The organism is Corynebacterium sp. MSK204 (assembly GCF_030229885.1).
Taxonomy (GTDB): Bacteria; Actinomycetota; Actinomycetes; order Mycobacteriales; family Mycobacteriaceae; genus Corynebacterium.
Genome location: NZ_JASPGQ010000001.1, coordinates 84,320 through 109,228, shown reverse-complemented (window position 1 = coordinate 109,228; position 24,909 = coordinate 84,320). Strand labels below are relative to the sequence as shown.

Below are 24,909 nucleotides of genomic sequence, written 5' to 3'. Positions count from 1 at the left end.
ATATACATCGCTACCCTATCTATATGCTCATTGTCCTCCCTCCTTCAGAAACCAAGGCCCATGGCGGCACGGGAAAGCCGCTCGATTTTGCGCACCTATCTTTTCCAGAACTTACCGATACGCGGCGCGAAATCGCCGCTGAGCTGCAGTCTCTTCCCGTTGATGAGGCGATGGTGACGCTGAAGCTCTCGGAAAAGCTGCGCAGTGAGGCCGAATCCAACAGCCAGCTTTTTACCACCCCCACCATGCCGGCGGTCGAGCGCTATACTGGCGTGCTTTTGATGCACTTTCGGCATCCACCCTTCCCTCGTGGAGCCGCCTTGCTATTGGCGATGCCCTCTTCGGCCTCCTGCGCGCCGACGACCCCATCCCCCATTACCGCTTATCGGGCGGAACCAAGCTGGGCGGTCGCACCATGAAGTCTTTTTGGGGCAAGCAGATAACGCAGGCACTAGAAAACATCGACGAGCTGGTTGTGGATCTGCGATCGGGCACCTACCAGCAATTGGGCCGGCTGCCTTCGGCGGTGACGGTGCGGGTGGAAAGCGTGCAACCGGATGGCTCGCGCAAGGTGGTCAGCCACTTTAATAAGCACTTTAAAGGCCTGCTGGCCCGGGAGCTGGCGCTTTCGCCCGCCGATGCCTTCAGCGCCGCCGATGTCGCCGCTATCGCCCGCGCGGCCGGCATGACGGTGGAGGAACCGCCGCACGGCTCACGGGAGCTTACCCTCGTCGTATCCCCGTAGAGTGTGAGTGCCTGGCAGGAGCTTAGACCACGGCGCGGCGGCGCTGGACGGCCGCTGCCCCACCGAGGACAGCTACCACCATGGCTAGGACGATAACGCCGGATACCCACTGCGGGGCCATGAGCCCGAAGGTGTTTTGGCCTTGGAAGAAGGTGCGCAGGTTGGCATCGGGCAAAATCTGCAGGATGATTTTGGCCCAGCCCATATCCATCGAGGTCAGTACGCTTTCGATGACGAAGTACTCAATAATGAGCAACATGGCCGCGAAAGTGCCGCTGCGCAGGATATATGCCAAGCCGGTAGCGAGCAGGGTGTAGACGATGTATTCCACAAAGGTAAATAGGAACACGGCGTTATCTGGGTAGTGCACGAAGCTGGAGAAGTCATACGAGCTGCCGAGCGCAGCGTTAAACAACATTCCGAGGATGCCTGCCAAGGCCGCGGCGGCAACGTTAGCCACGGTAATGACGAGGATCTGGCTCGAAAGCACTTGTAAACGCCGGTTGGTAGATAGGTAGCTCCAGGCTACGGTGCCTTTCTGTAAGTCGCCACCGACGAGCGTGGCCGAAGAAAAGATCATGATGACCACGGCGAAGATGGCGCCGATGGCTAGGTCAGAGGATTGGAGGGCGCTGTCGTCATTGCGGATAGCTCCCATCAGCACGTTGGCGGCTGTCAGCCCGACGGTGATGATAGCGAGGTATACCCACGTTGAGCGCAGGGAAAATATCTTGCGGGATTCGGAAACGATGGTATTCATGGCTCGTCATCTGCCTTTCTTAAGCGAGTTATGCGGAGCGGTAGTCCAGGTGGTCTGCGGTAGCGTCGAGGAAGGCGTCTTCTAAGGAGGGATGCTTGACCTCAAGGCTGCTGATGCGGATGCGGTGGTCAAAGCACAATTGGCCGACCTCGTCGCGGTCTAGACCGGTAATGCGCAGCACTTCCCCATCAAAGGAGGTCTCCGCCTGCGAATCGTGCAGCAGGCGAGCCAGCTCTTCGGGCTGGTCCACGACGACCTCCACGGTGGTAGCACCAGAGGCGTTGACGAATTCTTCTACCGTGCCTTCGCCGACGAGCTTGCCCTTGCCGATGACCACTAGGCGGTCCGCCGTGAGCTGCATTTCTGAGAGCAGGTGGGACGACACCAGCACGGAGCATCCCCCGGCGGCGAATTCGCGGATGCGGTCGCGCATCCAGTGCACGCCTTCGGGGTCGAGGCCGTTGACGGGTTCATCGAGAAGCAAGTGCTTGGGCTGTCCCACCATGGCGCAGGCGAGGCCCAGGCGCTGTTTCATACCAAGCGAATAGCCCCCGATGCGCTTTTTCGCCACCTTTCCGAGCCCGACGCGCTCCAGGGTGTCATCGACGTGATTCATCGATACCCCCTGCAGTGCTGCCATATAGCCCAGGTGCGCGCGGGCGCTGCGGCCGGGGTGGAACCAGTTGGCATCGAGCAGAGTGCCCACCATGGAGGCAGGATCGGATAGTTCGCGAAATGGGGTGCCATCGAAAGTGGCGGTGCCGGAGGTGGGATTTTCTAGACCGACGCACATGCGCATCGTGGTGGATTTGCCGGAACCATTGGGTCCAAGGAACCCGGTGACCTGGCCATCGGGAACCTCGAAGGAGAGGTTGTCTACTGCTGTAAAGGAACCGTATTTCTTGGAAAGCTGTGTGACTGTGAGCATGGTTTTATCCTGGCGCTTTCCCGGCGCGAAGTAACCATCCTCGAGGCGGATTTAGCCGTTCATCCCTGGGGATGAGAAAGCAGCTCCTCTACGGTGACTACCCCATGGGTATAGGCATACAGCACGGCCTGGACGCGGTCGCGGGACCCAGTCTTGGTCAGCACGTGGCGCACGTGGGTCTTGACCGTTGCCATGGAGACAAATTCCTCTTCGGATATTTCGGTATTGGAATACCCCAGCGCCATGAGCCTTAAAATATCCATCTCGCGCGGGGTGAGCTCCGCTGCAGGCGGGGTCGTGGCGGCATCGGCGCCGGGCTGCGCTGCCGCAGCGGTATGCGAAGCCGAGTGCTCCTTCCCGCTATCCCCACCCTCCTCGCTGCGGACTTGTTGGAGCACCTGGGCGGTAATGCGCGGCGAAAGCACGGCCTCGCCCGAGTGCACGGTGCGAATGGCGGAGAGCAGCTCCTCGGGCTCGACGTCTTTGAGCAAGAATCCAGACGCCCCAGCAGAGATTGCGCCGTGGACAAAGTTGTGATCATCAAAGGTGGTCAGCATGATGACCTTGGTCTCCGGGAATTCTGGGAGAACTTCCTCCGTGGCCGCAATGCCGTTGACCCGCGCCATTTGCACGTCCATGAGGATGATATCGACGGGCTCTTGCCGCGCAAGGTCCAGTACCTCATCGCCATCGGAGGCCTGCCAGACCACGCTCATATCCTCCTGCGAGCCGATCAGCATGGCGAACCCGGCGCGCAGGAGCGGTTGGTCATCGACAAGCGCAATGCGAATGGGCTCAGGTTCCTGTTCCGGATTAGACATGCGGTACCTCCACGGTGATTGCAAACGTTCCATCCTCGGCCTTGGTGGACACACTGCCACCATAGGCCTTTACGCGCTCTTTCATCCCGATGAGGCCGTAGCCTGGCGTGTGGTCCTTGTCCGGCTGCGCCATGGGGTTGTGCCCCTCGATAACAAGCGCCGACCTATCGCTGCGAAAGCGCAGGGTTCCCCTATTTTGGCTGGAGTATTTGAGCATATTGGTCAGCATCTCCTGCACGATGCGGTAGATGGTGAATTGATAGAGCTCATCGCTATCGGCGGGTAGCTTTTCCATGCCGTAGACGGTGATATCGAAGCCGGCGCGCCGGGCCTCCGAAAACAGCCCGGCGATGTCTGAGGTGCCTGGGGCCTTGGTTTCCCCGCGCGAATCCTCTTCGCGCAAGACGGAGAGCAGGCTGCGCATCTGTTTTAAAGACTCGCGCGAGGTGGAGGCGATGGTATCGAGCGCCTCCGTGGCTACCTTGGGGTCTTTGGTGGCGGCGAACCGGGCGCCATCGGCAAGCGCAATGACGCCAGCGAGGTTGTGGGCGACGATGTCATGCATCTCGCGGGCGATGCGGTTGCGCTCGACGGCGCCGGCCATCTCCGCGCGCTCGATGAGCAGCTGTTGGCCCTCCCGGCGCTTCCGATTATTGGTGCCGAGCAGGTAGAAAAAGCCCAAGACCGGCCAGCCGAGCAGGACCGTGCCGGCATAGGCAAGCAGCGGGCTCATGGTCGCATCGCCCAGGCCGATGTCGCTACCCGCGAAGAGCTTTTCCCCAAATAGGCTTGCGGTGGTTCCGGCCAAAGAGCCCAAGGCGATCCAGGCAAGCCAGATATAGCGCAAGCGCTTGCGGGAATGCGTGCCGATGAGAAAGGCCGTGTAGGCAAAAATCGGGGCGTGGAAGTTTGCCAGGGAGGCCAAGGGCGTGAAAATGCACAGCGTCATGGTGCCGGCAACGAAGAAAATGGACTTTTCTTGCAGCTTGGGATGCAGCCACAGCGCCAGCGGGATGCCGACGGTGTACAAGACCGCGACGATGGCCTGGAAGGGCGAATCGGTGTGTAAAAAGTTCGCGGCGTTGGGCAACAGCACGCCGAAGAACACGGGGATAATGATTCGCCACGGCGGTCCAATCCAGTCGCGCAGACGATCCGGCCAAAGCTTAGTCATAAGGGCAAGGCTAGCGCAGAAGCCAGCCTGCCGGCCTCATCCCCAGGGCTGACTAGACTGGCGGGCATGCAACTCCAGTTCTTTGAAGTCGATGTCTTTGCCACCTCGGCGTTTTCCGGTAACCCGCTCGCCGTCGTGGCCCATGCCGATGGGCTCTCGACGCAGCAGATGCAGGCCATCGCGCACTGGACCAATTTTTCTGAAACTACGTTCTTGCTCGAGCCCACCGATCCCGCGGCGGACTATCGCGTGCGCATTTTTACCCCGCACGAGGAATTCGATTTCGCCGGCCACCCCACCCTGGGCAGCGCCGCCGTCTGGCGGGCACTCGGCAATAAACCGCAGAAGGAAGGCACCATAGTGCAGGAATGCGGGGTGGGGATGGTCTCCGTGCGCGAAAGCGGGAGAATTTATTCTTTTGCCACCCCTCCCCTGCGCGCGAGCGGGCCGCTGAGCAGCGCCGAACTGGCAGAGGCCTGCGCGGGCTTGAATATCGCAGAAGCAGATGTCATCGATTCCGCTTGGGTGGACAATGGGCCTGGTTGGCGGCTTTTACAGCTGCGCGATGCCGCGGCCGTGCGCGCGGTTCAGCCCGCCGCAACCCGACCCAAGGTGGGCGTGGTGGGCATGTGTAATAGCAACGCGGGTACTGATTCCGCCGCCTATGAAGTGCGCGCGTTTACCGCAGGATTCGAGGATCCTGTCACCGGCTCCTTCAACGGCGGTGCCGCACAATTCATGCGCTCGCGCGGGCTGGTCCCTGCCCGCTACACCGCCTGCCAGGGCAGCCAGCTGGGACGAGACGGGGAGGTCTTTATCCACGATGACGGCGCCGATATTTGGGTCGGCGGCCGCGTCCACATCCGCGTGCAAGGAAAATTGGAGGTCTAAAATGCACCTACACCACGACTATGCAAAGCACCTGCCGGACTTGGTGGCGGCAACGCACGGCGAGGAACAACCGGATCCTAAGCTCGTGGTTCTCAATGAAGAGCTGGCCCGACAGCTGGGCCTCAATACGGACTGGCTGCGCTCTGCAGAGGGCCTGGATTTCCTCTTGGGCCGCGGCGGCGGGCATGCCATGGCCTATTCCGGTTTCCAATTCGGCTCCTTCAACCCGCAGATGGGCGATGGCCGAGCCATGCTCTTGGGCGAGGTGGAAAAAGACGGAAAACTGTGGGATCTCCATGCCAAGGGCACGGGGCTGACCCCCTATTCCCGCCTGGGTGCCGATGGCCGCGGCACCCTTTCATCCATGCTGCGCGAATACCTGATTTCTGAGGCCATGCATGCCCTCGGCGTGCCCACCACGCGCTCGCTCGCCGTGATTTCCACCGGCCGGCCCATCCAGCGCGGCCACGTGCAGCCGGCGGGCGTCCTGGTCCGCGTGGCCGCCAGCCACATCCGGGTCGGAACTTTTCACTATGCCGCGCAGTCCGGCCACCTCCAGGCTCTCGCGGACTACGCCATCGCGCGCCACTACCCTGGGGCAGACTACCGGGAGTTCTTCCAGGGCGTGATGGACCGCCAGATAGCCACCGTGTCTTCGTGGATGCGCTTGGGCTTTATCCACGGGGTAATGAATACGGATAACACCACCATCTCCGGTGAAACCATTGATTATGGCCCGTGCGCCTTTATGGAGGCTTACTCTCCCGATACGGTATTTTCCAGCATTGACCAGCAGGGACGCTATGCCTTTGGCAATCAACCAGCCATCCTGGGCTGGAACCTCGCCCGGCTCACGGAATCGCTCGTGCCGCTTTTTGATGCCGATATCAATGCCGGGGTCGACTTCGCGCAAGAGACCATCAACGGGTTCCAGGAGAAATTCGCCACCCAGCGCCACAGCGATATAGCCGCGGCCCTCGATTCCACCACCGAGGTAGCCTCCGCCTACCTTACTGCGATGCAGCTATCTCGCCCGGATATCACGTTGGCGCACCGTGCGCTTGCCGATGCCGCCCGCGGCCACACCCTTCCTGCCCAAGAGCTCTTCACAGGTACGGACTTCCTGGATAGCTACCTAGCCACTCACCCCGCCCCGGATGCCGTGGATGCTGCCATGCCCCGGGTCATTCCCCGCAACATGGCCGTCGAAGCCGCGCTGCGCGCCGCCGAGGCGAGCGATATGCAGCCCTTTACTGAGCTCCTCCACGCCGTGACCCACCCGTGGGAGCCGCATCCGTCCTACGAACAGCCCGACCCGAATGGGCTTGCAGGTTTTCTCACCTACTGCGGTACCTAATTTTCTAGCCACCCCGAATTCAAAAGTTGCACAGCACAAAGCCCTCCGCGCAGTACGTTCTGCACGGAGGGCACGGGCTGGGACTTAGTCCCAGCCGAAGGCGTTTTAGCGCTCTAGCTTCAGCGTCTTCTGGGTGTATTCCCACATCTCGTTGTAGAAGTCCTCATCATTGGCCAGCTTCATGCCGTAGGACGGGACCATCTCGCGAATCTTATCGCTCCAGTCAATCATGCGCTCGCCAAAGCAACGCTCCAGCAGCTCCAGCATGACGGCTGGGGCAATCGAAGCACCCGGGGAAGCACCGAGCAGGCCGGCAATATTGCCCTCCTGGTTATTAACCAAGGCGGTACCAAACTCGAGGGAGCCAAAGCGCGGTGCACCAGCAGGCTTGATGACCTGTACGCGCTGGCCGGCAATCACGGTTTCCCAGTCACTTTCCTTCGCATTCGGGACGTATTCGCGGAGGGAATCAACGCGGTCAGAGAAGTCCTTGCGCACCTCATCAATGAGGTACTTGGTCAGGCCGAATTCCTGCACGGCAACGCCCAGGTAGGAGGTGATGTTATCCGGGCGGATGGACTTGAAGAGATCCAGGTAGGAACCCTTCTTCAAGAACTTCGGGCTCCAGCCGCCGTACGGGCCAAACAGCAGGCCCTTCTCGCCGTCGATAACGCGGGTATCCAGGTGCGGCACGGACATCGGAGGAGCACCCACCGCTGCCTTACCGTAAACCTTAGCCTGGTGCTGCTCAATGAGCTCCGGATTCTTGGCGCGCAGCCACAGGCCGGAAATGGGGAATCCGGCGTAGCCAGCTACTTCCTTCACCTTTGCCTTGCGGAGCAAGTCCAGGGCGTAGCCGCCGGCACCGACGAAGACGAACTTCGCCTTCACCACGGTGATATCGCCAGTGTGCTTGTTCTTGGAATAAACCTTCCAGTCGTTTCCGTCGCGGTCGATATCGAAGACCTCGTGGCCGTAACGGATCTCCGTGCCAGATGCGCGCGCCGCGGTCAGGAACTGCTTGGCCAGGGCGCCGAAGTTCACGTCGGTGCCGACTTCGGTCCAAGAGATAGCGACCTTATTGGAAAAGTCGCGGCCGTCCGCCATGAGCGGCAGCTTCTCCGCAAAGGTGGATTCGTCATCAGAGAACTGCATGCCGGGGAACATGTGCTTTTCACTCAGCACCTCGTAGCGGCGCTTCAGGTAGTCCGCCTGGATTTCGCCCTGGGCGAAGGAGACGTGCGGGACTGGGTTGATGAACTCGCTGGGTTCAGTCAGGATGCCGTTGTTGAGCTGGTGGGACCAGAACTGGCGCGACTTCTGGAACTTCTCGTTGGTCGCAATGGCCTTAGAGATATCGATGCGGCCGTTCTTCTCTGGTGTGTAGTTGAGCTCGCACAGGGCGGAGTGGCCGGTACCAGCGTTATTCCACGGCGAGGAGGATTCCAGGGCGGGGCCATCAAGGCGCTCAAAGATCATCTGGGTCCAGCTCGGCTCCAACTCGCGGAGCATAGCGCCCAGAGTGGCGCTCATGATGCCGGCACCGACCAGTGCGACATCGACCTCATCTACAACTTGTGCTGTCTTCTTTGCTGAGGACACTGTGTTATAACCTCTTCGAATTGAAAATTTATATACATCGGCGCGTTCTGCACCATATATTTTAAGCGCTTTGCGCCCCACACCGCGACTGTTGTGCACAGCCAACCTGCCGATGTGTCACGCATTAACGCCTTACCTTACGCTTTTCTTTTCTCGATTGGTTTTTCTCCCCCACCCTGGTCACCACAATATGGGGCGACCTGTTATACAGTTCACATTTCACTGAAATAATGGCAGGTCACGCAGCTACCGTAGTGACGACCAACTGTTGACTAGACTCGTGTCATGGCTACAGCAACTCCGTCATGGGGGCCCGATATCCTCGGCCCCGATTTTCAATCAGCCACCCTCGACCTTGGCCCCGATCCCGATGGCGAGGGGGATATTGTCACCACCCTCGTCCGCTATGCGCCAGGCTCGGCCGCAGGCTCCACGGATTCGGGCCCCGCCGATCCTTCTTCGCCTTCTGCCACTTCCCGCCCGGCCTTGGTATGGCTGCACGGGATGACTGACTACTTCTTCCAAACGCACGTCGCACAGCACTTCGCGGCACAAGGCTATGACTTCTACGCGGTTGACCTGCGCAAATGCGGCCGATCGCACCGCCCGGGCCAGTCCTGGCACTACGTTTCGGACTTGTCCTTATATAACGCGGATCTTTCCGCAGCCCTCGATGCCATTACAAACGACGAGGTAATCGTTATCTCCCACTCCACCGGTGGCCTGATTGCGCCGCTGTGGATGGACTTCTTACGCCGCCATGACGCGGAGCGCTTCTCCCGCCTGAAGGGCCTCATCCTCAATAGCCCCTGGCTGGACATGATGGACGTTCCCAGCTGGGCCGTATCAGCGCTGAAGCCGGCGATATACTCCACCGCCAAGATCGCACCCAAGATCGCCTTGCCTGGGGGCAACCTCACTGCCTATGGCGAATCGGTGCACAGCGACTTCTACGGCGAGTGGGACTACGACCTCAGCCTGAAACCATTAGCCGGGCATAAGAAATATATCGGCTGGCTGGCCGCCGTCTTCCACGGTTTTGACGCCATACACAGCGGCCGCATTAATGCCGGGGTCCCCGTATTGACGCTGCAATCTACCCGCTCGCTATTGGGCACGCCCTACTGCGATGCGGTCAATCATGCCGATTGCATCATCGATGTCGCACAGACCCGACGGTGGGCAAAAGAGCTCAATGCGCACTACACGCTGCGTTCCATCGAAGGCGCGCGCCACGATGTCTTTTTATCCCTCCCCCACCCCTTAGAAGAGGCCTTCGCGGCGTGCGATGCGTGGCTTCCCACCATTGTGGAAGCGCCCACACCAGCATAAATACCCAAATTGGACACATGGATTAAGGTACAAATATGACCACAATTGATACAGCAAATACTCCGGCCGCTGAGGAACACTACGACCTCATCATCATTGGCACCGGTTCCGGCAACTCCATTGCCAACCGCGATTTTCACGATAAGAAGATTGCCATCATTGAAAAGGGCCGCTTCGGTGGCACCTGCCTGAATGTCGGCTGCATCCCCACCAAGATGTACGTCTACGCAGCCGATGTCGCCCTCGCCGCCCGCGAAGGCGAGCGCCTCGGCATTGACGCCCAGGTCAACAACGTGGAGTGGAACTCCATTGTGGAGCGCGTCTTCCACAACCGCATTGACCAGATCGCCCAAAGCGGCGAGGACTACCGTCGCGGCGACAAGACCCCGAATATCACCGTCTACGACGAGCACGCACGCTTCGTCGGCTCTAAGACCATCCAGACCGGCGATCACGTCATCAGCGCCGATCAGATCGTTGTTGCTACCGGCTCCCGCCCGGTAATCCCTGAGGTCTACGCCAATTCCGGTGTGAAGTACTACACCAACGAAGACATCATGCGGATGGACCGCCAACCAGAAAGCCTGATCATCGTCGGCGGCGGCTATATCGCCATGGAATTTGCCCACGTATTCGATGGCCTCGGCACCAAGGTCACCGTGGTCAACCGCAGCGAGACCTTGCTGCGCCACCTCGATTCCGATATCTCTTCACGCTTCAACGAAATTGCCCGCGAGCGTTTCGATATACGGGTTGCTAACGGCACCAAGCTGGAAGAAACCGACAAGGGCGTAAAGCTGAAGCTCGATAATGGCGAAACCCTCGAGGCAGACGCCATCCTGGTAGCCACCGGCCGCAAGCCAAATGGCGATCTCATGGATGTGGACAAGGCCGGCATCAAGCTGCTGGACAATGGCCGCATTTCCACCGATGCTCATGGCCTCACGGATGCAGAAGGCGTCTGGGCGCTTGGCGATGTCTCTTCGCCCTACATGCTCAAGCACGTCGCCAACGCCGAAGCCCGCACCATCCAGCACAACCTGCTCCACCCAGAGGATCTGCAGGATCTTCCGCACGACAATGTTCCTGCCGCCATCTTCACCCACCCGCAGATCGCCTCTGTGGGCTTGAAGGAAGAAGAAGCGCGGGAGCAGGGCTTCGATGTCACCGTAAAGATTCAGAACTTCGGCGACGTGGCCTACGGCTGGGCCATGGAAGATACCACCGGTATTTGCAAGCTGATTGCGGACCGCAAGACGGGCCAGCTCTTGGGCGCCCACCTGATGGGCCCGCAGGCTTCCACCCTGATCCAGCAGCTGATTACCGTAATGGCCTACAAGATCGACCTGCGGGACTTTGCCCGCAAGCAGTACTGGATCCACCCAGCCCTGCCTGAGGTCGTAGAAAACGCCCTCTTGGGCCTCGAATGGGACTAAGGCACCGTAGCTAAGATTCCATAGTAAAAGCCGCCTCCCTGGCCACGCGCAAAGATTCATGCGCGGCGGTTAAGGAGGCGGCTTTCGCCGTGCCTAGGCCTTGAAGAAGGGCCCTAGCGATTAATCCTCATCTGGGATGGTCAGGATTTCATTGCCATCATCGGTGATGACCAAGGTGTGCTCGAACTGGGCGGTGAACTTACCGTCCCGGTTCTGCACGGTCCAGTCATCATCCCAAATATCGTAATCCAGCGAACCCAGGTTGATCATCGGCTCTACCGTCAAGGTCATGCCCGGTTCCAAGATGTCGCGGTACGTGGTGGAATCGTGGTGCAAGACCACCAGCCCATTGTGGAAGGTGGGTCCTACACCGTGACCGGTGAAATCGCGCACGACGTTATAACCAAAGCGCTTGGCATATGACTCGATAACGCGGCCGATAACGTTAATCTCGCGGCCAGGCTTTGCGGCCTTAATGCCGCGCATCGTTGCCTCTTTGGTGCGCTCTACTAATAGGCGGTGCTCCTCTGATACGTCACCGGCCAAGAAGGTGGCGTTATTATCGCCGTGCACGCCGTTTTTATAAGCGGTGACATCGATATTGACGATGTCACCTTCTTCAATCACGGTGGTATCCGGAATGCCGTGGCAGACGATTTCATTCAGCGAAACGCAGCTACCCTTGGGAAATCCCCGGTATCCCAAGGTAGATGGGTATGCGCCGTGATCACACATATACTCGTGCGCCACGCGGTCGACCTCATCCGTCGTTACGCCAGGCTTTACGGCCTTGCCGGCTTCCTTCAGCGCGTTGGCCGCGATCTTGCAGGCCTCCCGCATCTTCTCAATCACTTCGGGGGACTGTACAAAAGGCTCGCCGATGGCCTCTTGTACCTCGTCTTTCCACACATATTCCGGGCGCTCGATATCTTCTGGCACCGGCCGGATGGGGGTTGGTTTACCTGGCTTCAATTTTCCACGAGTACTCATAATTGCCCATGGTAGTCCTCATACCGCGTAGCGCAGTATCCGGGTATCGCGTCCGAGGCTGCGGATTACTCGACCATCGGCGCTGGGCCATCATTGGGACGCGAGCGGTAATCATCCAGCTTCCGCAAGAAGTTATCCGTAATGGCTACCGAGGATTCAGAGCCACCGCCCAGCACGACGAGCGTGGCGAAGGCGATATCGTCTTCTTCCCGGTAGCCCGTAAACCACGCGTGCGAGCCTTCATTGATCTCGGCCTCACCAGTCTTGCCGTAAATGGTTCCGCCTGCTTGTATTCCGCGAGCGGTACCGCTGGTGACCACCTGGCGCATCATGCCGCGCACGTTATTCAACACGTCCTCGGGAATCTGCGCCGGCTTATCCGAGGCCTTGGTCTCGCGGCCCTCAATAAGCGTCGGCGTTGGGGTCTTTCCCGCCGCCACAGAGGCAGAAACCATAGCCATGCCGAACGGACTGGCAAGGTCGTAGCCCTGACCATAACCGGCTTCGGTACGCTCCAGTACTTCCTTGCCCTCCGGAATCGAGCCGGTCGTAGTGGTGAGCCCGGGGATTTCATAATCCACCCCGAAGCCAAACTTCTTGCCGGTTTCCTTCAGCTCACCGGGTGCCAGCTTGGTAGAAATATCCGCGAAGGTGGTATTGCACGATTGGGCGAAGGCCCGGCTTAACGGCACATTGCCGAGCGAAAACGCGTTGTAGTTGGTCACCACGCGGCCATAGATATCCATCGTGCCAGGGCACGGAACGATGGTATCCGTGTTCAGGTTTTGTTTTTCTACGCCCGCAGCGGCGGTAAGGATCTTGAAAACCGAGCCGGGCGGGTATTGGCCTTGCAAGGCGACGTCGCCGTCTTCGTCCGCCTTCTCGGTCTGTGCGACGGCCAGGATATCGCCATTGGAAGGCCGGATGGCCACCAGCATGGCCTGGGCGTCCGAGCGCTGATCCACTGCCTCTTGGGCCGCGCGTTGGACGTCATAATCCAAGCCCACCTTGATGGAGGGGGCGGCCTCGGGCGCATGCTTTTCGACATCGGAAAGCGCCGCACCGTTCTCATTGACGACGGCAATGGACCAGCCGGTCTCGCCGTCGAGCTCGTCATTGACGGCCGAGCGCACGCGCGATAAGAGATCGGGTGCGAGGCCGCGGTCCCGGGTCACCAGCGCGGGTTCTTCATTAATGCGGACGCCGTCCATCCCCTCCATCTTGGCGCGGATGACGGACTCCTGCTCTTCTGTATAAAGGCCCACCGAATAGGCAGAATCTGCCTTTTCTAGCTTTTCGGCGAGCTCTTTGGCGTCCACCTCCGCGATCGAGTCGTCCTCGCGGTGCGCCGCAGCAAGGGCGCTGCTGACCTTGGAGGCCGTGGGGCGGACATCGGAAAGCGAGCTCGTATCCACGATGACACGGTAATTCAGCCCGGGGCTCATCAGCTCCACCCCGTTGGAGGAGACGACGCTAGCGCGCGTGGCTTCCAAGGCGCGCAGCTCCAAATGCTGGTGCGCACCCAGGTCCGGGTGAATAATGCTGGGCTTCCACCGCACCGTCCACTCATCTTCGGCCTTGGTCAAGGTCATCTGCGTGGTATAGCTCAGGCTGCGATCCTTGGGCAGATCCCACGTGACCTTATAATCCGCCGTGGCCACGGTTTCGTCCTGCTTTACCCCCTCGAGCTCAATATCGAGGCCCTCTGCCTGCAAACCCGAGTAAGAAGCATCGAGGGCCTGCGTGGCGTCATCGGGGGAATCCGTAAGCTCTGCCAAGCCCTCGTTATTTCGGCTCTCCATGCCTTCAATGAACTCTTCTGCCACCGGCTGTGCAGATACGGGCTTAGGGGTACAAGCAACCACACCAGTTGCAGCAAGCGAGACTGTAGCAACCAGTGCGAATAACTTCTTCATGCTTTGGCACATTAGCAGCGCACGCAGCAAAAAAGACTGCCCCACACCGAGGTGCAGGGCAGTCTATTAATAATTAGCGTAGAGGCGCGCGGCTTACTGCGTCACGCGGACATCGGCCTTAGCGCCGTCCACGGCTTCGAGGCCTTCCTCATCCGCAATGCGCATTGCCTCTTCGATGAGGGTTTCCACGATTTTGTCTTCCGGCACGGTGCGCACCACTTCGCCCTTGACGAAGATCTGACCTTTTCCGTTACCGGATGCCACGCCCAAGTCTGCGTCGCGGGCCTCGCCCGGCCCGTTAACGACGCAACCCATGACAGCAACGCGGATGGGAAATTCCATGCCCTCGAGGCCGGCGGTAACTTCCTCCGCCAGCTTGTACACGTCCACCTGCGCGCGGCCACACGACGGGCAGGAGACGATTTCCAGCTTGCGCGGGCGCAAGTTGAAGGACTGCAGAATCTGGTCTCCCACCTTGACCTCTTCTTCCGGCGGGGCGGAGAGCGAAACGCGAATCGTATCGCCGATGCCTTCTGCCAAAAGGGCGCCGAAGGCGACGGAGGACTTAATGGTGCCCATGAACTTCGGGCCCGCTTCCGTCACACCCAAGTGCAGTGGGTAATCGGTCTGCGCGGCCAGCTGGCGGTAGGCCTCCACCATCAGCACGGGGTCAGAGTGCTTGACGGAAATGGCGATATCGCCAAAGCCGTGCTCCTCAAACAGGCCCGCCTCCCAGATAGCGGACTCCACGAGCGCTTCTGGGGTGGCTTTGCCGTACTTTTCCAACAGGCGCTTATCCAACGAACCGCCATTGACGCCGATGCGGATGGGGATTCCCGCATCGCCAGCGGCCTTCGCCACTTCCTTAACGCGGCCATCAAATTCACGGATGTTGCCGGGGTTGACGCGGATTGCCGCGCAGCCAGCATCGATAGCCTGGAAGATGTACTTGGGCTGGAAGTGGATATCCGCGATGACCGGGATCGGGGATTTCTTGGCGATGGCCGGCAGCGCCTCCGCATCCACCGGCTTAGGGCAGGCCACGCGCACGATATCGCAGCCAGAGGCAGTAAGCTGTGCGATTTGCTGCAGGGTGCCGTTGATGTCATGGGTCTTGGTATTAGTCATCGACTGCACCGAAATTGGGTAGTCAGAACCAACGCCCACTGGGCCTACGTGCAATTGCCGCGTTTTCCGGCGCGGGTGCAATACTGGCGGAGGCCCGTCAGGAATTCCTAGACCGATAGGACTAGACATGAATGCTCCTTATTTCTAGCTCGTGGCTCGTTGCTAAATGTTATTGCACAATAAGTGTTGAACGTCCCCACTCTAGCACTAGATGGTTAAGCGCTAAAGTGCGCGCTCGCGCTGTACACGTGCGCTAAGCGTTGGGCGCTCTACTCACGCCGAGCGGCGGGCACAGGGGCTAACGAACCTAGCCAAATAGCCTGATCGGATTGACCACATCCGCGATGATTATCACTACGCCCAGCGCCATAAGTAAGGCCGCCATGACATAGGTAATGGGCATAAGCCTGGTGTAATCGGCCGGACCCAGCGGCTGCTTGCCCATCAATTTGCGAATGCCATCGCGGATCTTCTCATACAAGATGACCGCGATGTGGCCGCCGTCAAAGGGCGGCAGCGGAATGAGGTTAAACAGAGCGAGGAAGAAGTTCAGCGTCGCCAGCATCATGAAGAACGATGCCCACAGGGAACGCTCCACGAGTTCGCCACCAACCCGCGATGCACCGACGACAGACATCGGCCCGTTGACATCCCGCTCGTGGCCAAAGATGGAGGCCACCACGCCCGGTACCTTAGCGGGGAATTGTTTGATTCCTTCCACCGTGGCCTCGAGCGAATAGGTGGTGAAATGCCACGTTGCGGGGACCGCCTGCGTTGCTGAATACTTCTCGACGATGTCGAGGACCTCATTGCTCAGCCCGATCGAACCGGCGTCGACCAATTCGCCCTGTTGATTCAGGCGCTTGACCGTTTCCAATTCGATGGAGAAATCTTTTTCCTCACCGTCTCGCTCTACTGTAAGAGTCACGGTCTCGCCGGGGCGCTGCATGACCTCATCGCGCAATTGCGTAAAGGAATCTAGGTGCTCGCCATCGAGCGCGAGAATGATATCGCCTTCCTGCACACCGGCCTTACCAGCGGGCCCGTTCCCGGTGCATGATTCCAGCTCCTGGTTTTCTTTTTGGTCAGCGGTGCAGGTTACCTCTCCCACCCGCGGGCGCACATCGGCATCTGGGTTGGGTAGCCCCGCAGTCATCGCCACGAAATACAAGATGACAAAGCCGAGGATCAGGTTGACGCCGATACCACCTGCAAGAACGATGATGCGCTGCCACCAAGGCTTTTTGTACATTGCATAGGGCTTTTCTTCCTCCGTAAGGAATTCATCCTGCGCGGTCATCCCGGCGATATCGCAAAATCCACCCACCGGGAACGCGGCTAGGCCGTATTCGGTATGCCCCTTGCGGAAGGAGAAAACGCGCGGGCCAAAACCAATGAAATACCGGCGCACCCGCATACCAAAGGCGCGGGCAGTAAACATATGCCCTGCCTCATGGAGTGCCACGGTCAGCCCGATGCCAAGGGCGAAAAACACGATGCCCAGCAAATTTGCCATTAAAGAAAGCTTTCTAGTCAGCTAAACGGTCAATGCGCGCATTCGCGCGCCTGCGAGCCTCACCCTCTACGGCGAGGATTTCATCGAGGGTAGAGACTACACCAGCAAACTGGGAAGACTCCCCGAGGATCTCGCCTACAACATCAACAATCTCTGGGAAGTGGATGCGACCAGACAAGAAGGCCGCAGCGGCCTCTTCATTGGCCGCGTTATAAATCACTCCAGTTCCCTGCGCCGCGGCCTCGCGGGCGAGGGATACGGCGGGAAAAGAAACATCATCAAGCGGCTCAAAATGCCACGTATGCGCTTGTGAAAAATCGAGCGCCGGCTGCGCCCCCGGCACACGCTGGGGCCAATTCAGCGCCAGGGAGATGGGCAGCTTCATCGACGGCGGCGAAGCCTGGGCGATAGTGCAACCATCTTTAAAAGTGGCCATAGAGTGAATGACCGACTGCGGGTGAACTGTGACATCGATGCGCTCTGGCTCAATATCAAAAAGCAGCGTGGCCTCAATGAGCTCGAGCCCCTTATTGATCAAGGTGGCGGAATTCAGCGTATTCATCTGCCCCATGGACCACGTGGGGTGCTGCGCGGCTTGCTGCGGGGTAACGTCCCACATCTGCTCACGCGTCTGGCCGCGGAAGGGGCCGCCCGAGGCCGTGAGGACGAGCTTCGCCAGCTCGCCCTCTTCGCCCGCGCGCAGGCATTGCGCCATCGCAGAATGCTCCGAATCCACGGGGATGATCTGGCCTGGCCGCGCGGATTTCGTGACCAGCGTGCCGCCGGCAACCAAGGACTCCTTATTCGCTAGTGCGAGGTACTCGCCCATGTCCAGCGTGGCTAAAGTGGCCTTAAGCCCGAGGGAGCCCACTAGGGCATTGAGCACGGTATCGGCGGGAACCGAGCGCACCAGCTCTTCTGCAGCACCATCACCAGAAAGTACCGTACCGCCTAAAGCCGCAGAAACCTCCGCAGCCGCCGCAGGCTGGGCCACAGCAATGTGGTCAAACGAAAGATGGAAACTACGGGCCTGCTCAATGATCTGCTGCGGGTTAGAGCCGCCCGCGGCAATGCCCACGACCTCGAATTTATCGGGGTTATCCGCAATTACTTCTAATGCTTGCGTGCCAATAGAGCCGGTGGAGCCAAGGATAAGGATTCGCTGAGTAGTCACCCCTCTACCCTAGCGGTCATTTACCGCGCCCTGCTATGGGGTGGAGCCGGTCAAGCAGGCGGGGGTGTTTAATCGCCTTTGCAGCCACGATGTTTTAAAATAGGTGTCAGTCAAATGGCATTGGTGTGCCCCCTCGATTAATGGACACACGCGATAGCGAAGGAGAGCAAGTGTCTTCCCACAAGCCGGTACCGCAGGTTTATGACGGTGTTTCTACCGAAGATGTTCCATCCGCAGGCTTCGGTTGGTCCCGCATCAGCCGCTCTGGTGTGCAAATCGCGGGTTGGATCTCCGTGATCTTCATGATTGGTTTCAACTTTGGTAACCACAAGGGCCACGTGGAGACCGTCTGGCTCGTCGCCCTGACCGTCCTGTTGGTTGTGGGCCTGCTCATCTTCACCTTCGAGCCGAAGCTCAACCAGGTGCGCACCATCACCGCTAATAATAAGCCGGCCGACCACCAAGAACGGGACTGGACTTATGACCAGAAGACCGTTTCTGGCGCCTACACCGAGTTGACCGACTCCCAGCTGCGCGCGTTGAATATCGAGCCTTCCCGCGTAGCCCACCTGCGCGTTGACTCCGCGTCCGACGCTGCCGAGGTAAGCTCCGGCAAGCACGCGCTATAATCCTAGCTACGGAAAACCGCCGATCCTCCTCATTGCGAGGGGCTCGGCGGTTTCGTGGTTTTACCGGGTACGTAGCCGTACTGCGTTTGACTGCACCGCACGTGTAAACGCAGAATACAACGAGAAAACCACCTAAGCACTTATCCAAAAATGCCTAGGTGACTGTGACAGCGGGCTCTTAGGCCGACATGTCTTCTCGTTCATCGGCGGCAAGTTGGCCACAGGCTGCCGCGATTTCATCGCCCTTAGTATCGCGCACAGTGCACGGCACTCCTTGTGCTTGGACGCGGCGCACGAATTCATCAAGCCGCGTCTTAGGAGCTGCGTCCCACTCCGAGCCAGGGGTCGGGTTAAGAGGGATCACGTTAACGTGCACCTTGGAGCCGAGCTTCTGGTGCAGCTTGCGGCCTAGCATATCGGCGCGGAAATCCTGGTCATTCTTATCCCGGATAAGGGCGTACTCGATAGATACGCGGCGGACGGATTTATCGGCGTAGTACCGTGCTGCGTCGAGGACCTCATCAACGGACCAGCGGTTATTTACCGGAACCAGGCTATCGCGCAGCTCATCATCCGGGGTGTGCAGCGACACCGCAAGCGTGCAGGCAAGGTCTTCGTCCGCGAGCTTGCGGATGGCAGGTGCCAAACCCACGGTGGATACGGTCACATTGCGCTGCGAGAGCCCAAAGCCCGTTCCATCCTGGCCGGTAATCTGGCGCACCGCCTGGACCACGCGCTTGTAGTTTGCCAGCGGCTCTCCCATGCCCATGAAGACCACATTGGATAAGCGCCCGCCTTCGGCCGCCATTGCTGCGGCTGCGTGGCGGAACTGTTCGACGATTTCGCCGGTAGAAAGGTTGCGGTCTAGTCCGCCCTGGCCGGTAGCACAGAACGGGCAGGCCATTCCGCAGCCAGCCTGGGAAGAAATGCACAAGGTAGCGCGGCCAGGATACCGCATCAGAACGGACTCCAATAAGGTGCCGTCGTGCAAGCGCCACAGGGACTTGGTGGTTTCCCCATCGTCGGTAGAAGTCGTACGAATAGGCTTCATGAGCTCAGGGAAGAAGGCCTCTTTGACTTCCTCGCGCTTGCCGGCGGGGATATCCGTCATCTCTTCGACGTCGTCAGTGAGATGCTCATAGTAGTGCTTGGCAATTTGCTTAGCACGGAATTTAGGTAGGCCAATTTCTGCGAGCTTATCGATGCGCTCGCTTTCAGAGAGATCTGCAAAGTGCTTGGGTGGCAGACCGCGCCGCGGCGCGGAGAAGTTAAGTTTTACTGGTTGAGCCATAATAACGCCCATCTTTCCACGGTTTACCGGTACTTTTCCAATTGGGAAGGCCTCAATTTATAGCCAAGTGGAATTTTGGAAGGGTTTACAGAAATAATGGACACATGACCAATCCGAAATACCCCGAAGATGACTTTTCCGCCTCCAATGATGAGGCCACCGCGGCAGGCGATAATGCCGCTTTGGCCGAAACCGGAAACAAGGAAGTCTCCACCGGTGCCGGCGCCGACGCTGGGACCACCGAGCCCGCTGCCGCACCACAAAAAGCCCAAGGCTCGTTCGCCGCTAGCACTTGGGCAGCGCTCATTGTCGGCTTCCTCTTGCTGATCGTGTTGATCATCTTCATCATGCAAAACCAGCAAGAAGTGCCGATGAACTTCCTGGGCTGGTCGGGGCAGTTCCCAGCGGGCATTGCCTACCTGATGTTTACCATCGGCGGCGCGCTCATCATGGCGCTTGTGGGTGTGTGGCGGATGCTTGAATTGCGCCGCCAATTGCGTAAGCAGGCCGAAGGCTAAAAGAGCCGTACCGCCGCTCTCCTCCCTGCCCTCGAGATATTTCCGGTGGCACAGGGGAAGCGGCGGTTTATGCGCAGCAGTCCTTATACGCGGTGACTGCGACTCGGTTTAGACCGCGAAATTTGCCATGAGGCTCATGGCCACCCAGGTAACCATGGCAGAGGGAAGCATGCCATCAAGGCGGTCCATCAAACCACCATGCCCGGGGAGGATGTGGGACATATCCTTAATGCCCAGCTCTCGCTTAAACTGCGATTCCACCAAGTCACCCAACGAGGCGCAAATCACAAGGCCGAGCCCCATCAAGGCGCCTATCCACGCCGAATGATGCAAGAGGAAATGGACGGACACGGCACCAACGATGACGCCGAAGCCAATGGAGCCGCAAAAGCCCTCCCAGGATTTCTTCGGGCTCACGGCCGGTGCCATGGGGTAGGAGCCAAACATCACGCCGACGATATAGCCGCCCGTATCGGAGGCGACCACGCACAGCATAAAGACCACGATGGAAGCAGCGCCGCTGGCCACCGGGGTAGAAATCAGCGATAGCATCGCAGCAAAGGTGGCGAAAAGCGGAATCCACGTCAGCACGAAAATGCCGACGGACATGTCCCGCAGATAATTGATGGGTGGGCGATGCCGCCCATTATGGAAAAGCCTGCCGAACATCAAAATGAGTACGGCGGTGACGTAGACGGCCACGAGGCCGGGCGCGCCAAGCGGCCAGGAAATCCACACCATGGCCTGGCCCAAGATGATTAACAGCGTGCGCGGGATATAGTACGAGTTCTCCCGCAGGCGGGTAAGAACTTCCCACATGGCCCCGCCGACGGCGACGGCTACCACCGCATACCAGGCCAAGGGGCCAGCCCACACGGCGAGGACAACGAGGGCGCCGAGCCCCACGCCTACTCCAATAGCCGCCGGTAAGTCACGGCCAGGGCCATTTTTCGGCTGCGGCAATCGGCGGTTCAAGGCGTCACTCACCGTGACCGGCTCCTTTCACTTGGCGTTGTATGCGCGTCGCGGGGCTTATCTATTTCCTATACAAAAATACTACGTACAGAAAAGCGCCGCCGGCCGAGGTGGGCGCGGCGGCAGCGGAAAAGGCCTAGACCTCCATCAATTCGGATTCCTTGTTTTCCACCAGCTTGTCAACCTGCTCGACATAGCCAGCGGTAATCTTTTCCATTTCCTTTTCTGCGGCAAGGACCTCATCCTCGCCCTCTTCGCCATCCTTTTGGAGCTTCTTCAGCTGTTCCATGGCCTTGCGGCGGATATTACGGATGGCAATCTTGCCGTCCTCGCCCTTGCTCTTGGCCAGCTTGACCATTTCCTTACGGCGTTCCTCGGTCAACTGCGGAACGGTCACACGCAGTACGTGGCCATCGTTGGTGGGGTTAACGCCCAGGTCCGAATTGCGGATGGAGTTTTCAATCTCTTGGATCATGGACTGCTCGTATGGCTTGATGAGCAACATGCGCGGCTCTGGCACGGAGATGGTAGCCATCTGAGTAATCGGGGTCGGCGCACCGTAGTACTCCGCGATGAGTCCGTTGAACATCGCCGGGTTCGCGCGGCCGGTGCGAATGGTCACCAGCTGCTCGCGGGTGTGCTCGACGGAAGCGGTCATGTGTTCTTCGGCTTCGAGCTGAATGTCATCGATCATGAGGCTGAATCATCCTTCAACGTTGAGGGGTAGCTGTATAAAAGGTAGCAGGTTCTGTGCCGTTTTAGAATTAGGACTGCACCAGCGTGCCGATAACCTGGCCGCTTGCGGCGCGGGCAATATTCCCCTCTTCCAAGAGGTTAAAGACCAAAATCGGCATGTCATTGTCCATGCACAGGCTAAAGGCGGTTGCATCGGCTACCTTGAGCCCCTTTTCAATAACCTCGCGCGGAGTGATTCGGGTGTAGAGCTCCGCATCGGGGTTCGTCCGTGGGTCGTCGGAGTACACGCCATCAACACCCTTGGCCAGGAAGAGGACATCGGCTCCGATTTCCAGGGCACGCTGCGCGGCGGTGGTATCCGTGGAAAAGTACGGCATGCCCATGCCGGCACCAAAAATAACGACGCGGCCCTTCTCCAAGTGGCGGTCAGCGCGCAGTGGCAGGTATGGCTCCGCGATTTGCGCCATGTTGATAGACGTTTGCACGCGGCAATCAACGCCCTTTTGCTTCAAGAAGTCCTGCAGGGCCAACGAGTTCATGACCGTGCCCAGCATTCCCATGTAGTCAGACCGGGCGCGGTCCATGCCGCGCTGTGAAAGCTCTGCACCGCGGAAGAAGTTGCCGCCGCCGATCACCACGGCGATTTCGATGCCCTGCTCGGCCACTTCAGCGATTTGGCGAGCGACGTTATCGACAACGTCCGGGTCGATGCCAACCTTGCCGCCGCCAAACATTTCGCCACCGAGTTTCAGCATTACTCGTTTGTATCCGGTTCGCTTCTCGTCTGCAGAAGTCACGCCTTCATCGTCTCCTTTTGCGGGGGCTGATTTATTTCTTTTCTATCTTACCTACACTGCCCTCGCTTCCCCACACCGCACCGCGGCCCGGCAGCCGCCCCTTCCCCATTGCCCCTAGACAGCAGAAAAGCCCACCGAGAGGGTGTACCTCCCGTGGGCTTTAAAGGCTAAAAAGCGGCTGAGGCTTAAGCGCCAACCTCGTAGCGGACGAAGCCGGTGATGGTGGTGCCGACCTCTTCTGCGACCTGCTTGACGGTCTTCTTGTTATCGGACAAGGAAGCCTGCTCCAGCAGAACAACGGACTTGTAGAAGCCGTTCAGGCGGCCTTCCACGATCTTTGGAAGCGCAGCCTCAGGCTTGCCTTCCTCGCGAGTGGTGGCCTCAGCGATGGAGCGCTCCTTCTCGACGATCTCTGCAGGAACGTCTTCGCGCTTCAGGTACTCAGCGTTCATAGCTGCAATCTGCAGAGCGGCAGCGTGTGCGCCTTCCTTGTTGCCTTCGTAGGAAACCAAGACACCGACTGCAGGAGGCAGGTCAGCGGAGCGCTGGTGCAGGTAGACAGCAACGTTGTCGCCATCGACGGTGACTGCACGGCGTGCCTGCAGCTTCTCACCGGTCTTTGCGGACTCCTGGTCAACGAACTCGGAGACCTTCTGGCCGTCGATCTCTACGTTGTTGAGTTCTTCCGGCGAGTTAGCCTTGGCTGCGGCTGCAGCTTCAACAATCTTCTTAGCGAAGGACTGGAAGCCCTCGTTCTTTGCCACGAAGTCGGTCTCGCAGTTGATCTCAACCATGGTGTTACCGGATACGGCAACGAGGCCCTCGGTAGCCTCGCGGTCAGCGCGCTTGGACACGTTCTTTGCGCCCTTGATGCGCAGGAATTCAACGGCCTTGTCGTAGTCGCCGCCGTTTTCTTCCAGCGCCTTCTTGCAATCGAGCATGCCGGAGCCAGTTGCTTCGCGCAGTGCCTTCACGTCTGCAGCAGTGTAGTTCGCCATAGTTAGGGCGATCCTCCTTGAAAATCAGTCAGTGTTCGTTGAGACAGCGTAGCCGAAGAAGCGGTCTCGCGCCGTCTTTGGGTGGGGGTATCTACCCCAGTTTCCTTCATCAATGCGATTGTACGGAGGCTAGGTTTAGCCGCCTCCAGCATAGATAAAAGTAACCCCCACCGCCGTAGCACACGGTGGTAGGGGTTAGGTAAACAGCCTTGTACAGGAATTATTCCCTAGCTGCCCCACACCAAAATGTGCGTGGGGTATTCAATTAAGTGCAGTTAAGAAAGAATCCTCACAAGAGGCAGGCCTACTGTGCAGGCTTGTCTGCGGGTGCTTCCTCAGCCTTTTCTGCAGAAGCAGGATCGGATGCGGCTGCAGCAGCCTCAGCATCGCGCTGTTCCTTCTCTGCGGAATCGCCGGCAGCTTCCTTAGCGGCTGCGAGCTGGCGCTCCTCGCGAGCCTTCTTGCCCTCTTCGACGGCGGAAGCCACGATGCCGGACAGCAGCTTGGTGGAACGGATTGCGTCATCGTTGCCTGGGATCGGGAAGTCAACGTCATCCGGGTCGCAGTTGGTGTCCAGGATGGCAACAACCGGGATGTTCAGCTTGTGGGCTTCCTTAACCGCGATGTGCTCCTTGTTGGTATCAACAATCCACAGTGCGGACGGGGTCTTGGCCATCTCGGAGATGCCGCCCAGAACGCGCTCAAGCTTGGCGCGCTCGCGGTTGAGCATCAGAACTTCCTTCTTGGTACGGCCCTTGTAGCCGTCCTCGCGCTCATCCATTGCCTGAAGCTCCTTCATGCGCTTCAGGCGCTTGGACACGGTCTGGAAGTTGGTGAGCATGCCGCCCAACCAGCGGTGGTTAACATAAGGCATGCCGACGCGGGTTGCTTCTTCAGCAACTGCTTCCTGCGCCTGCTTCTTGGTGCCAACGAAAAGGATGGTGCCACCGTGAGCGACGGTTTCCTTAACGAACTCGTATGCCTCATCGATGTAGGTCAGCGTCTGCTGCAGGTCGATGATGTAGATGCCGTTACGGTCGGTGAAGATGAAACGACGCATCTTCGGGTTCCAGCGACGGGTCTGGTGACCAAAGTGCACACCAGCGTCGAGGAGCTCGCGCATGGTTACAACTGCCATGATTCGCTCGCTTTCTTTTAATTGTCTTTCGGTTTTCCAATTGTGCGGTGTTTTATTCCGCACCCTAGCAACGAAGGCCCTGCCAACACCTTGTTTC

General features: G+C 59.0%; 22 protein-coding genes and 1 pseudogene. 7 read left to right on the top strand and 16 right to left on the bottom strand.

Annotated features, from left to right (window positions below):
* Nucleotides 1–23 precede the first annotated feature (23 nt).
* Nucleotides 24–745: pseudogene (yaaA, locus tag QP908_RS00525) on the top strand (peroxide stress protein YaaA).
* Between the two features lie 22 nt (nucleotides 746–767).
* Here yaaA and QP908_RS00520 read toward each other — a convergent pair.
* Genes QP908_RS00520 through QP908_RS00505 form a run of 4 tightly spaced genes read right to left on the bottom strand, consistent with a single transcriptional unit; the run spans nucleotide 768 to nucleotide 4,428 of the window.
* Nucleotides 768–1,505 (bottom strand): ABC transporter permease, encoded by a 738-nt coding sequence (locus tag QP908_RS00520; RefSeq protein WP_239269495.1) that lies wholly within the window; start codon nucleotides 1,503–1,505, stop codon nucleotides 768–770.
* A gap of 28 nt (nucleotides 1,506–1,533) precedes the next feature.
* Complete coding sequence (locus QP908_RS00515; RefSeq protein ID WP_284771444.1) at nucleotides 1,534–2,433, bottom strand: ATP-binding cassette domain-containing protein; 900 nt, start codon at nucleotides 2,431–2,433, stop codon at nucleotides 1,534–1,536.
* Nucleotides 2,434–2,492: 59 nt separating this feature from the next.
* Complete coding sequence (locus QP908_RS00510) at nucleotides 2,493–3,254, bottom strand: response regulator (protein WP_239269493.1); 762 nt, start codon at nucleotides 3,252–3,254, stop codon at nucleotides 2,493–2,495.
* The gene (locus tag QP908_RS00505; RefSeq protein WP_239269492.1) at nucleotides 3,247–4,428 is read right to left on the bottom strand and encodes a sensor histidine kinase; all 1,182 of its coding nucleotides are present in this window, start codon (nucleotides 4,426–4,428) and stop codon (nucleotides 3,247–3,249) included. The genes QP908_RS00510 and QP908_RS00505 overlap by 8 nt, the downstream gene beginning before the upstream one ends.
* A gap of 66 nt (nucleotides 4,429–4,494) precedes the next feature.
* Here QP908_RS00505 and QP908_RS00500 point away from each other — a divergent pair, with 66 nt between their 5' ends.
* Together QP908_RS00500 and QP908_RS00495 are read left to right on the top strand one after the other, a co-directional pair.
* Nucleotides 4,495–5,319 (top strand): PhzF family phenazine biosynthesis protein, encoded by an 825-nt coding sequence (locus QP908_RS00500; RefSeq protein WP_284771443.1) that lies wholly within the window; start codon nucleotides 4,495–4,497, stop codon nucleotides 5,317–5,319.
* A 1-nt stretch (nucleotide 5,320) separates the two neighbouring features.
* The gene (locus QP908_RS00495; RefSeq protein WP_284771442.1) at nucleotides 5,321–6,676 is read left to right on the top strand and encodes a protein adenylyltransferase SelO; all 1,356 of its coding nucleotides are present in this window, start codon (nucleotides 5,321–5,323) and stop codon (nucleotides 6,674–6,676) included.
* Between the two features lie 105 nt (nucleotides 6,677–6,781).
* Here the strand turns inward: QP908_RS00495 and mqo are convergent, their stop codons facing one another.
* Nucleotides 6,782–8,278 carry a malate dehydrogenase (quinone) gene (gene mqo, locus QP908_RS00490; protein WP_005278731.1) on the bottom strand — a complete coding sequence of 499 codons (1,497 nt, stop codon included), beginning with the start codon at nucleotides 8,276–8,278 and terminating at the stop codon, nucleotides 6,782–6,784.
* A gap of 285 nt (nucleotides 8,279–8,563) precedes the next feature.
* Here mqo and QP908_RS00485 point away from each other — a divergent pair, with 285 nt between their 5' ends.
* Nucleotides 8,564–9,610 (top strand): alpha/beta hydrolase, encoded by a 1,047-nt coding sequence (locus QP908_RS00485; RefSeq protein ID WP_239269489.1) that lies wholly within the window; start codon nucleotides 8,564–8,566, stop codon nucleotides 9,608–9,610.
* Between the two features lie 35 nt (nucleotides 9,611–9,645).
* A complete protein-coding gene (gene mtr / locus QP908_RS00480; protein ID WP_239269488.1) occupies nucleotides 9,646–11,046 on the top strand; it encodes a mycothione reductase in 1,401 nt (466 codons plus the stop codon).
* Between the two features lie 120 nt (nucleotides 11,047–11,166).
* Here mtr and map read toward each other — a convergent pair whose 3' ends face one another.
* The 5 genes from map to dxr all read right to left on the bottom strand — a co-directional run bounded on the left by map (nucleotide 11,167) and on the right by dxr (nucleotide 17,770).
* Nucleotides 11,167–12,036 (bottom strand): type I methionyl aminopeptidase, encoded by an 870-nt coding sequence (gene map, locus QP908_RS00475; protein WP_005283598.1) that lies wholly within the window; start codon nucleotides 12,034–12,036, stop codon nucleotides 11,167–11,169.
* 65 nt (nucleotides 12,037–12,101) lie between these two features.
* The gene (locus QP908_RS00470) at nucleotides 12,102–13,952 is read right to left on the bottom strand and encodes a penicillin-binding transpeptidase domain-containing protein (RefSeq protein WP_284771441.1); all 1,851 of its coding nucleotides are present in this window, start codon (nucleotides 13,950–13,952) and stop codon (nucleotides 12,102–12,104) included.
* Nucleotides 13,953–14,045: 93 nt separating this feature from the next.
* Nucleotides 14,046–15,209 carry a flavodoxin-dependent (E)-4-hydroxy-3-methylbut-2-enyl-diphosphate synthase gene (gene ispG, locus QP908_RS00465; RefSeq protein ID WP_239269486.1) on the bottom strand — a complete coding sequence of 388 codons (1,164 nt, stop codon included), beginning with the start codon at nucleotides 15,207–15,209 and terminating at the stop codon, nucleotides 14,046–14,048.
* Between the two features lie 178 nt (nucleotides 15,210–15,387).
* Entirely contained in the window at nucleotides 15,388–16,596 is a 1,209-nt protein-coding gene (locus QP908_RS00460; RefSeq protein ID WP_239269485.1) for a M50 family metallopeptidase, read from the bottom strand.
* A gap of 13 nt (nucleotides 16,597–16,609) precedes the next feature.
* Nucleotides 16,610–17,770 (bottom strand): 1-deoxy-D-xylulose-5-phosphate reductoisomerase, encoded by a 1,161-nt coding sequence (gene dxr / locus QP908_RS00455; protein WP_239269484.1) that lies wholly within the window; start codon nucleotides 17,768–17,770, stop codon nucleotides 16,610–16,612.
* Between the two features lie 140 nt (nucleotides 17,771–17,910).
* Between dxr and QP908_RS00450 the strand changes: the two genes are divergently transcribed.
* Nucleotides 17,911–18,399 (top strand): DUF2631 domain-containing protein, encoded by a 489-nt coding sequence (locus QP908_RS00450; protein WP_239269483.1) that lies wholly within the window; start codon nucleotides 17,911–17,913, stop codon nucleotides 18,397–18,399.
* Nucleotides 18,400–18,577: 178 nt separating this feature from the next.
* Here QP908_RS00450 and rlmN read toward each other — a convergent pair whose 3' ends face one another.
* Nucleotides 18,578–19,690, bottom strand: a complete 1,113-nt coding sequence (rlmN, locus tag QP908_RS00445) for a dual-specificity RNA methyltransferase RlmN (protein WP_239269482.1) — start codon at nucleotides 19,688–19,690, stop codon at nucleotides 18,578–18,580.
* Nucleotides 19,691–19,794: 104 nt separating this feature from the next.
* On the opposite strand from rlmN, the gene QP908_RS00440 reads away from it, so the two are divergent.
* Nucleotides 19,795–20,208 carry a LapA family protein gene (locus QP908_RS00440; protein ID WP_239269481.1) on the top strand — a complete coding sequence of 138 codons (414 nt, stop codon included), beginning with the start codon at nucleotides 19,795–19,797 and terminating at the stop codon, nucleotides 20,206–20,208.
* 108 nt (nucleotides 20,209–20,316) lie between these two features.
* Here QP908_RS00440 and QP908_RS00435 read toward each other — a convergent pair whose 3' ends face one another.
* The 5 genes from QP908_RS00435 to rpsB all read right to left on the bottom strand — a co-directional run bounded on the left by QP908_RS00435 (nucleotide 20,317) and on the right by rpsB (nucleotide 24,812).
* The gene (locus tag QP908_RS00435) at nucleotides 20,317–21,195 is read right to left on the bottom strand and encodes a phosphatidate cytidylyltransferase (RefSeq protein ID WP_239269480.1); all 879 of its coding nucleotides are present in this window, start codon (nucleotides 21,193–21,195) and stop codon (nucleotides 20,317–20,319) included.
* A 124-nt stretch (nucleotides 21,196–21,319) separates the two neighbouring features.
* Entirely contained in the window at nucleotides 21,320–21,877 is a 558-nt protein-coding gene (gene frr / locus QP908_RS00430) for a ribosome recycling factor (RefSeq protein ID WP_005278690.1), read from the bottom strand.
* Nucleotides 21,878–21,947: 70 nt separating this feature from the next.
* Complete coding sequence (gene pyrH, locus QP908_RS00425; protein WP_005278688.1) at nucleotides 21,948–22,634, bottom strand: UMP kinase; 687 nt, start codon at nucleotides 22,632–22,634, stop codon at nucleotides 21,948–21,950.
* Nucleotides 22,635–22,861: 227 nt separating this feature from the next.
* A complete protein-coding gene (gene tsf / locus QP908_RS00420) occupies nucleotides 22,862–23,674 on the bottom strand; it encodes a translation elongation factor Ts (RefSeq protein WP_239269479.1) in 813 nt (270 codons plus the stop codon).
* A gap of 304 nt (nucleotides 23,675–23,978) precedes the next feature.
* Nucleotides 23,979–24,812 carry a 30S ribosomal protein S2 gene (rpsB, locus tag QP908_RS00415; protein ID WP_005278684.1) on the bottom strand — a complete coding sequence of 278 codons (834 nt, stop codon included), beginning with the start codon at nucleotides 24,810–24,812 and terminating at the stop codon, nucleotides 23,979–23,981.
* Nucleotides 24,813–24,909: the final 97 nt, after the last annotated feature.

What these genes read in the sequence shown, in the direction of transcription:
- QP908_RS00505 (WP_239269492.1), bottom strand. Translation starts at nt 4,428, where the DNA reads ATGACTAAGCTTTGGCCGGATCGTCTGCGCGACTGGATTGGACCGCCG.
- tsf (WP_239269479.1), bottom strand. Translation starts at nt 23,674, where the DNA reads ATGGCGAACTACACTGCTGCAGACGTGAAGGCACTGCGCGAAGCAACT.
- QP908_RS00450 (WP_239269483.1), top strand. Translation starts at nt 17,911, where the DNA reads ATGGACACACGCGATAGCGAAGGAGAGCAAGTGTCTTCCCACAAGCCG.
- pyrH (WP_005278688.1), bottom strand. Translation starts at nt 22,634, where the DNA reads ATGCTGAAACTCGGTGGCGAAATGTTTGGCGGCGGCAAGGTTGGCATC.
- ispG (WP_239269486.1), bottom strand. Translation starts at nt 15,209, where the DNA reads ATGTCTAGTCCTATCGGTCTAGGAATTCCTGACGGGCCTCCGCCAGTA.
- QP908_RS00470 (WP_284771441.1), bottom strand. Translation starts at nt 13,952, where the DNA reads ATGAAGAAGTTATTCGCACTGGTTGCTACAGTCTCGCTTGCTGCAACT.
- QP908_RS00520 (WP_239269495.1), bottom strand. Translation starts at nt 1,505, where the DNA reads ATGAATACCATCGTTTCCGAATCCCGCAAGATATTTTCCCTGCGCTCA.
- QP908_RS00460 (WP_239269485.1), bottom strand. Translation starts at nt 16,596, where the DNA reads ATGGCAAATTTGCTGGGCATCGTGTTTTTCGCCCTTGGCATCGGGCTG.
- QP908_RS00500 (WP_284771443.1), top strand. Translation starts at nt 4,495, where the DNA reads ATGCAACTCCAGTTCTTTGAAGTCGATGTCTTTGCCACCTCGGCGTTT.
- QP908_RS00495 (WP_284771442.1), top strand. Translation starts at nt 5,321, where the DNA reads ATGCACCTACACCACGACTATGCAAAGCACCTGCCGGACTTGGTGGCG.
- QP908_RS00515 (WP_284771444.1), bottom strand. Translation starts at nt 2,433, where the DNA reads ATGCTCACAGTCACACAGCTTTCCAAGAAATACGGTTCCTTTACAGCA.
- rlmN (WP_239269482.1), bottom strand. Translation starts at nt 19,690, where the DNA reads ATGGCTCAACCAGTAAAACTTAACTTCTCCGCGCCGCGGCGCGGTCTG.
- rpsB (WP_005278684.1), bottom strand. Translation starts at nt 24,812, where the DNA reads ATGGCAGTTGTAACCATGCGCGAGCTCCTCGACGCTGGTGTGCACTTT.
- map (WP_005283598.1), bottom strand. Translation starts at nt 12,036, where the DNA reads ATGAGTACTCGTGGAAAATTGAAGCCAGGTAAACCAACCCCCATCCGG.
- frr (WP_005278690.1), bottom strand. Translation starts at nt 21,877, where the DNA reads ATGATCGATGACATTCAGCTCGAAGCCGAAGAACACATGACCGCTTCC.
- QP908_RS00440 (WP_239269481.1), top strand. Translation starts at nt 19,795, where the DNA reads ATGACCAATCCGAAATACCCCGAAGATGACTTTTCCGCCTCCAATGAT.
- QP908_RS00485 (WP_239269489.1), top strand. Translation starts at nt 8,564, where the DNA reads ATGGCTACAGCAACTCCGTCATGGGGGCCCGATATCCTCGGCCCCGAT.
- QP908_RS00510 (WP_239269493.1), bottom strand. Translation starts at nt 3,254, where the DNA reads ATGTCTAATCCGGAACAGGAACCTGAGCCCATTCGCATTGCGCTTGTC.
- mtr (WP_239269488.1), top strand. Translation starts at nt 9,646, where the DNA reads ATGACCACAATTGATACAGCAAATACTCCGGCCGCTGAGGAACACTAC.